This is a genomic window from Lamprocystis purpurea DSM 4197, from assembly GCF_000379525.1.
In the GTDB taxonomy this organism is placed as follows: Bacteria; Pseudomonadota; Gammaproteobacteria; order Chromatiales; family Chromatiaceae; genus Thiodictyon; species Thiodictyon purpureum.
Map to the genome: position 1 here is coordinate 78352 of NZ_KB902362.1, position 14407 is coordinate 92758.

Sequence of the window (14407 nt, forward strand, 5' to 3'; positions counted from 1 at the left end):
AGTCTGGCGGGGCGTGCTATCAGAAACATATTTCGTGGTACGTCCCCTATTTCCCCCGCGTCCCCTATTTCCCCCGTCCCCTATTTCCCGCCCGTCCCCTATTGCCCGTTGCCGGAAAGCCTCAGTGAGCGCACGCTTGCTGCATCGGATGAGCGGTCAGCGATTGAGACGTTACGCCAATGTACGACGCATGTTGGTTTCGTGAGGTGATCCCTTGACTGCGCTCTGGTCAACTCGCCGCAGTGCCCGCGTGTCGGGGTGTATATGCTCGCCATGTGGAACCCCTCGATGACTAGCGCACAGCAATGGATCGGTGTCATGGCGACAAGCGCGGTGGCCGCGCTGAGCCTCATCGCCATCGTCTGGCTGATCCGGGCGTCGCCAGCCCCTGAACCCCTGAGTATCGCCGTCGCCACCAATTTCATCGGCGTACCGCTGTGGGTGGCCGAGCGGCAGGGGTTCTTCGCCGCCGAGGGCCTGATGGTGACCCTGCAGCGTCTGCCCAGCGGCAAGCTCGCCCTGGAGGCCATGCTGCGCGGCGAGGCGGAGGTCGCCACGGTCGCCGAGACCCCGCTCGTGTTCGCTGCCCTCGCGGGGCGGTCGTTGCGTGTCATCGCCACCTATGCCGGCAGCGGTGAGCACGCCATCGTAACCAGGGCCGACCGGGGCATCGACCGGGTGGCGGACCTGCGTGGCCGGCGCGTCGGGGTCCTCATCGGCACCACGGTCCATTACTTCCTGCACGTCATGCTGATCGACCAGGGGCTGAACGAGACGGACGTCACCCTGGTCGAGCTGCCGGCCGCGGAGCAGGCGCCGGCCCTGGCGGCCGGCCACGTCGATGCGGTCGCTACCCTCGCCCCCTTTACGACCCAGTGCCAGCGTGCTTTGGGCGAGGCCGCCCGCACCTTCCCCACGGGACCGCGTTATCGGGGCTATGCCAGCCTGGCGGTGGCGCCGGATCTGCCGCAGCGCCGGCCGGAGGCAATCGGTCGTCTCCTGCGGGCCCTCGATCGCACCATTGGCTGGATGCGCACGCATCCGCATGAGGCCATGCAGATCGCGATGATCGAACTGAATGTTGAAGGCGCGGTCGTCGAAGACATCTGGGAGCGGCTTGGATTCAATCTGGCTCTCGACCAGGGGTTCGTCATGCTCCTGCAGTCGCAGGCCCATTGGGTGATCGCCAGCGGACTCGCTTCCGGTCGGACGTTGCCCGATTTTCGTGCCATGATCGACCCTTCCAGCCTTGCGCGGCTGCGCCCGGGGTCCGTCACCGTCACCCCGCCACCATGACCCTGCGCACCCGAATCCGCCTGCTCGTTTTGGTGTGCACCCTGATCGCCCTGTGGTTGCTCGGCGTCTTTTTCGCCGCTTACCGGGAGAAGACCCGCGCCGAGCAGGACTTGGCGCTGAGCGAGTCCCTGACCGTTGCGACCGCCCAACTGCGCACGATGCTCTTCGGCCATCTGGTGTCCCCGCACACCCAACCCCGATCCCAGGTCGAGGCGCAATTCAAGCGCCTCACCGACCTGCTGCAGCCGGGAACCCAGTCCAGCGCCGCATCCGACGCACCGGATTCGGATACCCGGTACGCCTGGAACGGCGCAAGGCGCATGGTGAGCGATCTGCTGGAACTCCTCGCCGACCTGGACGCCACCGGGACCGACCCGCGGCTGAGCGCGCGCGGCCGGCAGACCACCGACTTGATCCTGATGAACAGCCATGCCATGACCCTGTTCGTCAGCCAGATCCGCGATCACGCCCTCGATGGTTTCTTCCGGGCGAGTACGCGGGAAAAACACGCCTTGGGCCTGCTGCTGGCGGGACTGGCAGCCATTGGGCTGGGACTGCTCCTGCTGATCGAGCGGAGTCTGTTGTTGCCGATCGACCGGTTGCGCCAGGCCGTGTTACAGATCGGCGGCAGCGCCACGGCGTTGCGCCTCAAGACGCACCGCCGGGACGAACTGGGCCAATTGGCCAAAGCGTTCGACCGCCTGCTGGACCAGATCCAGGAGACCACGGTCTCGCGCGATCGACTGGCGGTCGAGGTGGACGAACGCGCGCGGGCCGAGCGCGCCCTGCAGGAGAGCCAGGACTGGCTGCATCTGGCGATGCAGACCAGCCGCTCCTTCGCCTTCGATTGGGACCCGCAGAGCGACCGGGCGCGGCGCAGCGCGACCTGTGCGGCGATCCTGGGCGTGACTGGCGAGACGGCGGCGCACGACACCGGGCAGGACTATGTTGCGCGGGTGGTGCCCGCGGACCGCGCGCGCTTCATCGCGCTGCGGGAGGCGTTGCGGCCGGCTGCGGACCGCTACCACACCGAGTACCGCATCACCCGCGGCGACGGCAAGACCGTCGTCCTGGAAGAGACCGCGCACGGCTTCTTCGATGCCCAAGGCCGCTTGCAGCGTTTGGTCGGGGCGGCCACGGACATCACCGAGCGGACGCAGGCGGCGGAGGCCCTCCGGCAGAGCGAAGAGCAATTCCGCACCCTGGCCGATGCCGTGCCACAAATCGTTTGGATGACCAGACCAGACGGTGGGAACAACTATTTCAATCAGCAATGGGTGGATTACACCGGGTTGACGCTGGAAGAGAGCTATGGCGACGGCTGGAACATCCCCTTCCATCCCGATGACCGGCAGCGCGCCTGGGACGCCTGGCAGCACGCCGTCCAAACCGATGGCGTCTACGCGCTCGAATGTCGGCTGCGTCGCGCCGACGGGGTCTACGGCTGGTGGCTGGTCCGCGGCGCGTCGCTACACGATGCCGACGGCCACGTCGTCAATTGGTTCGGAACCTGCACCGACATCCAGGACCTCAAGGATTCCGAGGCACAGTTGGAGCGCAGCGCGCACTACGACGGCCTGACCGGACTACCCAACCGCGTGCTGCTGGCCGATCGCCTCCATCAGGAGATGGTTCAGGCGCAACGGCGTGCGCGCCCGGTGGCCGTGGTCCTGCTCGATCTGGATGGCTTCAAGACGATCAACGACCGCCACGGGCATGCGGCGGGGGACCAGTTCCTGATCGCCGTGGCGGCCCGCATGCGGCAAGCGCTACGCGCGGGCGACACCTTTGCCCGTCTGGGGGGGGACGAATTCGTCGCGGTGCTCCCGGACCTGGCCGACACTCAGGACGGCGTGCCGCTGCTCGCCCGTCTGCTCGCCGCCGCGGCCCAGCCGGTGGCGGCCGGCGACCGGGTACTCCAGGCGTCGGCCAGTCTCGGCGCGACCTTCTATCCGCAGGCGGAGGACATCGATGCGGAGCAACTGCTGCGTCAGGCCGATCAGGCCATGTATCAGGCGAAACTGGCCGGCAAGAATTGCTACCACGTGTTCGACGCCGAGCACGATCGCACCCTGCGCGGTCATCACGAGGTTCTGGAGCGCATTCGCCGTGCCCTGGTCGCGCATGAATTCGTGCTGTATTACCAGCCCAAGGTGAATATGCGCACGGGGGCGATCATCGGTGCCGAGGCCCTGATCCGTTGGCAACACCCGGAGCGGGGCCTCCTGCCGCCGGCGGCGTTCCTGCCGGTGATTGAGGATCATCCACTGGCCATCGCGATCGGCGAGTGGGTCATCGACACCGCTTTGACCCAGATGGAGTGCTGGCAGGCCACCGGGCGAGAGTTCCCGGTCAGCGTCAATGTGGGGGCCCGTCAGTTGCAGCAGGCGAACTTCGTCGAACGCCTGCGCGCGCTCCTGGCGGCGCATCCGCAGGTCCGTCCGGGCCATCTGGAACTGGAGGTGCTGGAGACCAGCGCCTTGGAACTGGCCGGGGCCTCCCGTGTCCTCGACGCCTGCCGGGGCTTCGGGGTCCTGTCTGCCCTGGATGACTTCGGCACGGGTTTCTCATCGCTCACCTATCTGCGGCGCCTGCCGGTCGCCCAGCTCAAGATCGACCAGAGCTTCGTGCGCGACATGCTCGTGGACCCGGATGACCTGGCCATTATCGAGGCTGTACTCGGCCTGGCCACCGCCTTCCAGCGCCAAGTCATCGCCGAAGGGGTAGAAACCGTCGCCCAAGGCGAACTGCTGTTGCGGCTCGGCTGCGAACTGGCGCAGGGCTACGCCATTGCCCGACCCATGCCGGCCGCCGACCTCCCGGGCTGGTCGGCTGCCTGGCAACGCGATCCGGCCTGGATCGACCTGCCGACGGCGAGCCGCGACGATCTGCCGCTGCTCTTTGCGGGCGTCGAACACCACGCCTGGATGACGGCCCTGGAAAGTCACCTCAAGGGCGATCGCGCAGCACCGCCGCCGCTGGATCAGCGTGAGTGCCGCTTTGGCATGTGGCTGGATGCCGATGGTCTGGCCAGTTATGGTGCGCAGCCGGCTGCCGCCGCGATCAGGCCTTTGCACCAACAAATACATGTGTTGGCAACAGCCGTGTGTGACCTCCATACCCAAGACCGGACATCCGAAGCCCTGACGAGACTGGGTGAACTGCATGACCTGCAGGACGCCCTGCTCGAACACTTAAAGTCACTGGTCCGGGACGGGATGCATCCGTCAAGTGCGTCGGGATAGGGTGCCTGTCACGCTTTCTTGACACCCGCCTCGTAAGGTCATGGTCATCCAAGCGCCGGTGCGCCGGGATTGGTGACGGTCGACCCGCCCGCATCCGCCGTGTCACCATGGGCACCCGGCCGCGTTGGCCTGCTCACGTCCATCCGCCTATGCCGAATTCCAAGGACCGTCACGACTGCATCCGCCTGCGCGGCGTGCGGCAGAACAATCTCAAGAACCTGGATCTCGATCTGCCGCTGGGTGAACTGATCGTGGTGACCGGGGTCTCGGGGTCCGGCAAGTCGTCGCTTGCCTTCGATACCGTCTATGCCGAGGGTCAGCGGCGCTATGTCGAGACCTTCTCGCCCTACGCCCGGCAGTTTCTGGACCGTATGGACCGGCCGGTAGCCGACCGCATCGACGGGATTCCGCCCGCCATCGCCATCGATCAGACCAATCCGGTACGCACCTCGCGCTCGACCGTGGGGACCATGACCGAGTTGGCGGATTATCTGAAACTGCTGTTCGCGCGGGCGGGGCGGCTGTTCTGCCGGGGCTGCGGGCGGGAGGTGCGGCGCGATACGCCCGAGTCGATCTGGACACAACTCACCGCCGCCGCGCCGACCGACCGGCCGCGGGTCGCGATCTGCTTTCCAGTGCCGGTGCCTGAATCACTGGGGGCGGCGGCGGTGCGGCAACTGCTGGCTCAGCAAGGCTATGTGCGGCTGCTGGACGAGGACGGCCCGGTGCTGCGGGTGGTCCAGGATCGGCTGCGTCTGACTGAGGACAATCGGGGACGCGCGCTGGAGGCGATCGAGACGGCGCTGGACCGCGGTCACGGGCGGCTCTTGGTCTATCCGCTCGGTGAGGGTCGGGAGCCGCCGGTGCACGACGCCGATGCGCACCGGTTCTCTGCTGATCTGCATTGTCCGGATTGCGATATCAGCTACCGCGATCCGCAGCCGAGCCTGTTCTCGTTCAACTCGCCGCTGGGTGCCTGCGAAACCTGTCGCGGTTTCGGGCGGGTCATCGGCATCGACTGGGGGCTGGTCATCCCGGACCCCGGCAAGTCGCTGCTCGACGGGGCGATCAAGCCGATCCAGACCGACAGCTATTCCGAGATCCAGGAGGACTTGATGGGCTTCGCCCACCGTCACGGTCTGCCCACCGATGTGCCCTGGCGCGATCTGCCCCAGGCCGACCGCGACTGGGTGATCGAGGGCGAGGGCGAGTGGGAGACCGGGGTTTGGTACGGCATCCGCCGGTTCTTCGCGTGGCTGGAGGGCCGCGCCTACAAGATGCATGTGCGGGTGCTGCTGTCGCGCTACCGCTCCTACGACACCTGTCCGACCTGCTCCGGTGCGCGGCTGAAGGCGGAGGCATTGGATTGGCGGCTGGTGGCGGCGCCAACTGTCGGCGGTGACGCGGGCGGCGAGCCAGGCACGCCGCGGCCCCCGGCCCTCAACATCCGCGACCTGACGGCGCTGCCCATCGACCGCTGTCTGGCCTATGTCGAACAGTTGGACCTCCCCAAGGCACTCGACCAGGCGCTGGACCTGGTGCTGACCGAGATGCGCTCACGTCTGCGGTATCTGTGCGCGGTGGGCCTGCCCTATCTGACCCTGGACCGCCAGTCGCGCACCCTGTCGGGCGGCGAGGTCCAGCGGATCAACCTGACCACGGCGCTCGGCACCTCGCTGGTCAATACCTTGTTCGTCCTGGATGAGCCCAGCATCGGCCTGCATCCCCGCGATCTGGACCGGGTGATCGGGGTGCTGCACCGGCTGCGCGATCAGGGCAACTCGCTCCTGGTGGTCGAGCATGACCCGCAGGTGCTGCGGGCGGCGGATCGGATCATCGATATCGGTCCGGGCCCCGGTGAGCACGGCGGTCAGATCTGTTTTCAGGGCACGCCGGACGCGCTGCTCGCGGCGGCGGGCTCGCTGACCGGGGACTACCTGGCCGGCCGACGGCGGGTGGCCGAACCCCGTGCTCCCGCGCCGGTGACCGACACGACCCCGCGCCTGCGCATCCGCGGTGCCGGTGCGCACAATCTCAAGCGCATCGATGTCGCGATCCCGCTGCACCGGCTGGTGGTGGTCACCGGGGTGTCGGGTTCAGGCAAGTCCACGTTGATCGGGGATGTCCTCTATCCGGCCCTGTGTCAGTTGAAGGGCCACCCGACGGACCTGCCGGGCGCGCATGACGGGATCGACGGGGCGGACCTGATCGAGGATGTGACCCTGCTCGACCAGTCCCCGATCGGCCGGACCTCACGCTCCAATCCGGCGAGCTATGTCGGCGCGCTGGATGAACTGCGCAAGCGGTTCGCGGCCCTGCCGCTCGCCAAGGAGCGGGGCTATACCGCCGGGACCTTCAGCTTCAACTCGGGCAACGGACGCTGCCCCACCTGCGGCGGCAACGGGTTCGAGCAGGTGGAGATGCAGTTCCTCGCCGATGTCTATTTGCGCTGTCCGGACTGCGACGGGCGCCGCTACCGCCCGGAGGTGCTGGAGGTCCGGCTGCCGCCGCCGGACGGGGCGGGGGGCGCGGCCCTCTCGCTCGCCGACGTGCTGGACCTGACCGCCAGGGAGGCGCTGGCGCGGTTCGCGGACGATGCGCCGCTGGTCCGCGCCCTTGCGCCCCTGACCGCGGTGGGGCTTGGCTATCTGCGCCTGGGTCAGCCGGTACCCACCCTGTCCGGCGGCGAGGCGCAGCGCTTGAAGCTGGCGGGGCACCTGGCCAAGACCAGGCGCGGGGTCGGGCGGCGAGGCTCCGGCTCCGGCGGGGGTCTGTTGTTCCTGATGGACGAGCCCACCACCGGGCTCCATCCGGCGGACATCGCGGTGCTGATCGAGGCGCTGCGGCGCCTGCTCGACCAGGGGCATTCGCTGGTCGTCATCGAGCACAACCTGGACCTGATTGCGGCGGCCGATTGGCTGATCGATCTGGGACCCGAGGGCGGGGATGACGGCGGGGCTCTGGTCGCCGTCGGCACCCCGGCGGAGGTGGCTGGCCATGCGGGCAGCCACACGGGGCGGGCGCTCTTACAACTGGAGACGGATGCGCGGCGCGTGACGCCGGGGATCGACAGCGCGGGCGCCGCACCCGCGGCCGGTGTCCGCGAAGCGCCGATGCCTGCGTATGGGCCCGCGTCCGCGGCGGCTGTCCCGCTTCATCCGCCAGTCACCGCGCGCCCTTCGATCGATATCCTCCACGCCCGCGAACACAACCTCAAAGACCTCACGGTCGCCATCCCGCGCGGCCGCTTCACTGTCATCACCGGTGTTTCCGGCAGCGGCAAGAGCACCCTGGCCTTCGATATCCTGTTCGCCGAGGGCCAGCGGCGTTATCTGGAGTCGCTGAACGCCTACGCCCGCCAGTTCGTCCAGCCGGCCGCGCGGGCGGATGTGGAAGCGGTGCACGGCATCCCGCCGACGGTCGCCATCGAGCAGCGGGTGAGCCGGGGCGGGGCCAAGAGTACCCTGGGCACCCAGACCGAGATCCATCACTTTCTGCGCCTGCTCTATGTGAAACTCGGCACTCAGTATTGCCCGGCGTGCGACATTCCGATCGAGCCCATGACGCCGGAGGCGATCCTGGCGCGCATTCTGCGCGATCATGGGGGTCAGCGGATCACCCTGATGGCCCCGCTGGTGGTCGCCCGCAAAGGGCTCTATGCCGAGTTGGCCGAGTGGGCGGCCCGCAAGGGGTGGACTGTCCTGCGAGTCGACGGCGCGCCGGTGCAGACTCAGGGCTGGCCGCGGCTGGACCGCTTCCGCGAGCATTCCATCGACCTGCCGGTCGGCGAGGTGCGCATCACCCCGCAAGCGGAGCCGGACCTGCGGGCGCTGCTCGATCAGGCCCTGGATTTGGGCAAGGGGCTGGTACGGGTGGTGCGTCTCACGCCGGAGGGCTGGGGCGCGGAAACTCCCTATTCGCTCCAGCGCGCCTGCCCCGGTTGCGGACGCGCCTTCGCGGAGCCGGACCCGCGGCAGTTCAGCTACAACTCCAAGCAGGGCTGGTGCCTGGCCTGTCTTGGGACTGGACTCGAAATCCCCGACTTCGACGCCGAACAGAGCGGCGCCGAGGATCAATGGCTGGAGCCGCTCGAACAGCATCAGACCTGCGGCCAGTGTCGGGGTGCGCGCCTGAACCCGGAGACCCTGGCGGTGCGCTTCCGCGGTCGCTCAATCGCCGACTTGTCCGCCCTGACCGTGACGGCGGCGACGCGGGTGCTGGACGACCTGGTGCTCGACGCGCGCGAGCAGGCCATCGCCCATGACCTGCTCGGCGAGGTGCGTGAGCGGCTCAGCTTTCTCGTCCATGTGGGTCTGGGTTATCTGACCCTGGACCGGGGCGCGCCGACGCTCTCCGGCGGCGAAGCCCAGCGCATCCGGCTCGCCGCCCAGCTCGGATCGAACCTGCAAGGGGTCTGCTATGTGCTGGACGAGCCCAGCATCGGCCTGCATCCGCGGGATAACCGGCTGCTGCTCCAGACGCTGACGCGGCTGCGCGATCGGGGAAACACCGTCGTGGTGGTGGAGCACGACGAGGAGACCATTCGGCGTGCCGAGCATGTCATCGACCTGGGGCCCGGCGCCGGCGTCCAGGGTGGGTTCGTGGTCGCCGAGGGGACGGCCGCGGATTTGATCGCCGCTTCCGCCTCGATCACCGGCCGCTATCTGGCGCGGACCCGCGGTCATGGCCTGGGCGAAGCCCGTCCGCGCCGGCCGGCTCCGGGTAAGGGCGAGTGGCTCGCCATCCGCGGGGCCGGGCTGCACAACCTCAAGAACCTGGATGTACGGTTGCCGCTGCGGCGGCTGGTGTGTGTTACCGGAGTCTCGGGGTCGGGCAAGTCCAGCCTGGTGCGCGATGTGCTGGTGCGCAGCCTGCAGGGGTTGTTGGGGGCGGCGGACGAGGGCGCGCGTGGCGGGCGGCGGGGGGCGCGCTTGGCAGAGGCGGGGACGGCGGCGGGGGAATCGCGGCGGGACGCCGCTCCCACGGGCAGGGTCCATGGCTGCGCCGGGTTGTCGGGCTGGCATGGTCTCAGTCGGGTGCTGGAGGTGGATCAGACCCCCATCGGCAAGACACCGCGCTCCTGCCCGGCCACCTATGTCGGCTTCTGGGACGCCATCCGCAAGCTCTTTGCCGCGACCGCCGAGGCGCGCATCCTGGGTTGGAGTGCGGCGCGCTTTTCATTCAACACGCCGGGCGGGCGCTGTCCGGCCTGCGAGGGCCAGGGCGTCCAGCGCTTGGAGATGAGCTTTCTGCCCGACGTGCGCGTGCCCTGCGAGGTCTGCGGCGGCCGCCGCTTCGACCGCGAGACGCGAGAGGTCCGCTATCTGGGGCTCGACATCGGCGCCGTACTGGCGCTGGATGTCGATCGGGCGGTCGAGGTCTTTGCCGCGCACCCCGCCATCCGCCACCCGCTGACCCTGTTGCAGGACGTTGGGCTCGGCTACCTGAGCCTGGGTCAGCAGAGCCCGACCTTGAGCGGCGGCGAGGCCCAGCGCATCAAGCTGGTCACTGAACTCACCAAGGCCCGCCCGACCGCGGACGGCACCCATCCACGCCCGACGCTTTACGTTCTGGACGAACCCACGGTCGGGCTGCACATGGCCGACGTGGAGCGCCTGATCGGCGTGCTGCACCGGCTGGTGGACGCCGGTCACACGGTGCTGGCCATCGAGCACGATCTGGACCTGATCGCCGCGGCCGACTGGGTCATCGACCTGGGACCCGAGGGCGGCGAGGCGGGCGGACGGGTGGTGGCCGAAGGCACGCCGGAGCAGGTCGCAGCAAAGGGCGGGGAGTTGCCGACCGCGACGGCGTTGCGGGAATGGCTGGGTGGAACTGCGTGAGTCGCGTGATAACCTGTCGTTGTCGGAGAAGCGATGCAATGTGGTCATGAGCAACGCGCTGTCGAATGCGTTTCCATCCAATCCGTGGCGTGGGCGCACGGGTCTTGAACATCGTTCCGGCCGCAAGAAAACTGGAGGCCGAGGCTTTACCGTGAAGGTCGCGTAGCGACCCCGTGGGAGCGGCGTCCCGCCGCGATGCGGTGCCGCGGTGACCTCGAACGCTGCGGCTGCACGCCAGGTCCCATCGCGGCGGGACGCCGCTCCCACGGGGGATGCGGAAGCTGACCGGAACGATAATCCAAGGTCGAGCACCCTAAAGCACAATACTCCACTCGGATACTCAACGTCATGTTCCTACACACCCTGCTGCCCCTCCTTCTATTGATCCCCATCGCCTCATCACCGCGCGCGGCGGCGGATGCGGCCGGCTATCTGGGTGTCCAGGTCTGCGGCGAATGTCACGTCAAGGAACGCGATCTGTGGCGGGATTCCTACCACGACCGGGCGATGAAGGAGCCGACGGCGCAGACCGTGCTGGGTGATTTCAATGATGTCGAGTTCACCGCCCACGGGGTGACCTCCCGCTTCTTCAAGCGCGACGGACGTTATTTCGTGCATACCGACGGACCGGACGGGACCCTCACCGACTACCCCATTCGTTACACCTTCGGCTGGTATCCGCTCCAGCAATACCTGATCGAATTTCCCGGCGGCCGGCTGCAAGCCCTGGGCATCGCCTGGGACAGCCGTCCCACGGAGCGCGGCGGTCAGCGCTGGTTCCATCTCTATCCCAACGAGAAGATGGACCATACCAACCCGCTGCATTGGACCGGGCTGGACCAGACCTGGAACTACCAGTGCGCCGACTGTCATTCAACCGATCTGAAAAAGGGTTACGACGCCCAACGCAACGTCTATGACACTCGTTTTGTCGAGATCAATGTCGCCTGCGAGGCCTGCCACGGACCCGGCGCGCGCCATGTCGAGTGGGCGAGGGCGGCGGCGGACGCCAAGGCGGCCGGCAGTGCGCCGCCGGCGAGCGATCCGGCCCTAGGACTCGCGGTGGACCTCAAAGACCGGGACGGCGGCCAATGGCAGATCGATCCGGCGACCGGCAAACCAATGCGCAGCGTGCCCCGCACCACGCACACCCAGACCGAGACCTGTGCCCGCTGTCATTCAAGGCGCGGGCGCATCTGGGAGGAGGTGCGTCCGGGCGAAGCGCTGAATCAGGGTTTTCGGCTCGCCCTGCTGGAGCCCAACCTGTACTTCCCGGACGGTCAGATCAAGGACGAGGTGTTCGACTTCGGGTCCTTCATCCAAAGTCGCATGTACCATCAGGGGGTAGTCTGTTCCGATTGTCATGAGCCCCATAGCCTGAAACCGATGGCTGCCGGCAATGCACTCTGTCTGCGTTGCCACCAGGCCGACCGTTACGACGTCGCGGCGCACCATCACCACGCGGAGAACAGCACGGGCACCGCCTGCATTGCCTGTCACATGACTCAGCGGTTCTATATGGTGGTCGATGAGCGCGCCGATCATAGTCTGCGGGTGCCGCGGCCGGACCTGTCGGCGCAGCTCGGCACCCCCAATGCCTGCAACGGCTGTCATCAGGATAAAGATGCCGCCTGGGCCGCGGCTGCCGTGGCGGGCTGGTTCCCGGACCCGGTCAACCGCAAGCCGCATTTCGGCGAAGCCCTGCATGCGGCCGACACCGGCGCTCCGGACGCGGCCTCCCGGCTGCTGGCTCTGGCCGGGGACCCGAATCAGCCCGGCATCGCGCGGGCGACCGCGCTGGAACGGCTCCATGACCGTCCGAGTCAGGATGCGCTGCTGACCGTGCGGCGCCTGCTCGCCGACCCCGATGCCCTGGTGCGGGCGGCCGCCGTTCGCTTTCTGGACCTGACCGATCTGCGCACCCGCGTGGAACTGGCCTGGCCCCTGCTCTCCGATCCGGTGCGCACCGTCCGCCTGGAAGCGGCCCGCGTTCTGGCGCCGCTGATGACTCAGAAAATGGGCGACGCGCTGGTCGGTGAACTGACGACCGCTTTGGAGGAATACGTGGCGGCGGAGACGGTGAACGCGGACCGGCCGGAGTCGAATCTGAACTTGGGGTCGATCGCCGCCGCGGCTGGTGAACCGGAAGTGGCGCAGCGTGCGTATCAGGCGGCCCTGCGGCTCGATCCGCGCTTTGTTCCGGCCTATGCCAACCTGGCGGACCTCTACCGTGCCCAGGGGCAGGAGTCGCAGGCGCAGGCGCAACTGCGTGCCGGGCTGGCCGTGTCCCCCGACAGTGCCGACCTGAACCACGCCTTGGGGCTCGCGCTGGTGCGCGCCAAGCGCCTGGACGCGGCACTGGAGTCGCTGCGGCGCGCGAGCGACCTGGCACCCAACAACACCCACTACGCGTATGTCTATGCAGTCGCCCTGGATGGCGCCGAGCGCACGGCCGAGTCCCTGCCGGTGCTGGAGGCCGCCGCGGCCCGCGACGGCGCGGACAGCGACCTGCTGATCGCCCTGGTCCAGTACAACGCCAAACTGGGGCGGCCGCAGGCCGCGGCGGCCTGGCTGGACAAGCTGGCGATCCTGACCCCGGCGGACCCGGCGGTGGAACAACTGCGAAAGTCGCTGGGACAGTCGTCTGGGGTGGGCTTACCATAGGGCACCGCGAGGCATCTATCATCATCAGCCGAATCCGGACCGCGCATGCCGCTTGCCGCACTTCCCCCGATCATTCTCGCCAACTATGAATTGCACGAATGGCGTCATGCCAGCGCGATTCTCGAACGCGATTTCCCGGAGGAATGGGACGACATCTGCGATGTGTTGTCCCGCTTTCGTCTGTGTCAGACCTTCATCGCCTCCGGCGGCGGCAACAAGTCACGGGTCTCCAATTGGATCGATACGGAATTGTACGCGAGACACTGGGTCGAGAAGAAATTTGCCACCTCGGTGGTGGTCGACGGCCGTGCGATCGATAGTCCCACCCATGCGGTGGACTGCTACAAGAATCGGGTGGCGCTGGAAATTGAATGGAACAATAAAGACCCGTTCTTTGACCGCGATCTGAATAACTTCCGTCTGCTGTTCGATCTGCGCGTCATTTCGGTCGGTGTTATCATCACCCGCTGTGATTCGTTACAGGCTATTTTCGCGCAACTCGGCCGCGGGAGCAGCTATGGTGCCTCGACGACACATATGAGCAAACTGCTGCCCAAGATCGAGGGCGGCGGCGGCGGTGGTTGTCCGGTTCTTGTTTTCGGAATAAAAGATACCCTGTATGACACGAATTGTTAGTATTACCGAACCAACGCCGGGCGAAGACCTGCTCTCCAAGGCGTGCGAGCTGTATTCCACCATTCTGGCGGATCCACCCTGGCAATTCCAGAATCGCACCGGCAAGATGGCCCCGGAGCATAAGCGACTGCTCCGCTATCCGACGATGGAAATCAAGGAGATCATGGATCTCCCCGTGCATAAGTTCTCCGCGGCCAGATCGCATCTGTATCTCTGGGTTCCCAACGCGCTGCTCAGCGAGGGTCTACGCGTCATGGAAGCCTGGGGTTTCACTTACAAATCGAACATCATCTGGTACAAAATCCGCAAGGACGGCGGACCGGACGGCCGGGGCGTGGGCTTTTATTTCCGCAATGTCACCGAAATGATCCTGTTTGGCGTGCGCGGCAGCATGCGGACCCTGCAGCCCGGCCGGCGCCAAGTCAATCTGCTCTCGACCCAGAAACGCGAGCACTCACGTAAGCCGGACGAGATCTACGACATCATCGAGCGCTGCTCACCCGGTCCCTATATCGAACTGTTCGCCCGCTTTCGGCGCGAGGGCTGGGATCAATGGGGTAATGAAGACGTGGAGCGCAACTCATTCGACGGAGTCGCCATGCGCAAAGGTCACAAGGACCCGGCGCTGCGCCTCGTCGAATCGCCGGCGGGTTATCGCGGCAAGGGATGAGCGGCTTTGGTCTGGTGAGGCTGTCGCGTGCGGTGTGGGGCCTTGATCGTCGT

Annotated in this window: 6 protein-coding genes; all 6 read left to right on the forward strand. The window is 67.1% G+C overall.

Annotation, left to right across the window (positions count from 1 at the left end):
• Nucleotides 1–288 precede the first annotated feature (288 nt).
• The 6 genes from A39O_RS0100340 (at nt 289) to A39O_RS0100365 (ending at nt 14354) form a co-directional block, all read left to right on the forward strand.
• On the forward strand, nt 289–1296 hold the full coding sequence (locus tag A39O_RS0100340) for an ABC transporter substrate-binding protein (protein ID WP_245561675.1): 1008 nt from the start codon (nt 289–291) through the stop codon (nt 1294–1296).
• Entirely contained in the window at nt 1293–4541 is a 3249-nt protein-coding gene (locus tag A39O_RS31320) for an EAL domain-containing protein (RefSeq protein ID WP_020502723.1), read from the forward strand. The genes A39O_RS0100340 and A39O_RS31320 overlap by 4 nt, the downstream gene beginning before the upstream one ends.
• A 149-nt stretch (nt 4542–4690) precedes the next feature.
• Nucleotides 4691–10384, forward strand: coding sequence for an excinuclease ABC subunit UvrA (gene uvrA, locus A39O_RS0100350; protein ID WP_020502724.1), 5694 nt, complete (start codon nt 4691–4693; stop codon nt 10382–10384).
• Nucleotides 10385–10732: 348 nt separating this feature from the next.
• The gene (locus tag A39O_RS0100355) at nt 10733–13048 is read left to right on the forward strand and encodes a cytochrome c3 family protein (RefSeq protein ID WP_020502725.1); all 2316 of its coding nucleotides are present in this window, start codon (nt 10733–10735) and stop codon (nt 13046–13048) included.
• Nucleotides 13049–13093: 45 nt separating this feature from the next.
• The gene (locus A39O_RS0100360) at nt 13094–13684 is read left to right on the forward strand and encodes a BglII/BstYI family type II restriction endonuclease (protein WP_020502726.1); all 591 of its coding nucleotides are present in this window, start codon (nt 13094–13096) and stop codon (nt 13682–13684) included.
• Complete coding sequence (locus tag A39O_RS0100365; RefSeq protein WP_020502727.1) at nt 13668–14354, forward strand: MT-A70 family methyltransferase; 687 nt, start codon at nt 13668–13670, stop codon at nt 14352–14354. The genes A39O_RS0100360 and A39O_RS0100365 overlap by 17 nt, the downstream gene beginning before the upstream one ends.
• Nucleotides 14355–14407: the final 53 nt, after the last annotated feature.

Excerpts from the sequence above, each read along its gene's own strand:
- A39O_RS0100340 (WP_245561675.1), top strand. The coding sequence starts at position 289 with ATGACTAGCGCACAGCAATGGATCGGTGTCATGGCGACAAGCGCGGTG.
- A39O_RS31320 (WP_020502723.1), top strand. The coding sequence starts at position 1,293 with ATGACCCTGCGCACCCGAATCCGCCTGCTCGTTTTGGTGTGCACCCTG.
- uvrA (WP_020502724.1), top strand. The coding sequence starts at position 4,691 with ATGCCGAATTCCAAGGACCGTCACGACTGCATCCGCCTGCGCGGCGTG.
- A39O_RS0100355 (WP_020502725.1), top strand. The coding sequence starts at position 10,733 with ATGTTCCTACACACCCTGCTGCCCCTCCTTCTATTGATCCCCATCGCC.
- A39O_RS0100360 (WP_020502726.1), top strand. The coding sequence starts at position 13,094 with ATGCCGCTTGCCGCACTTCCCCCGATCATTCTCGCCAACTATGAATTG.
- A39O_RS0100365 (WP_020502727.1), top strand. The coding sequence starts at position 13,668 with ATGACACGAATTGTTAGTATTACCGAACCAACGCCGGGCGAAGACCTG.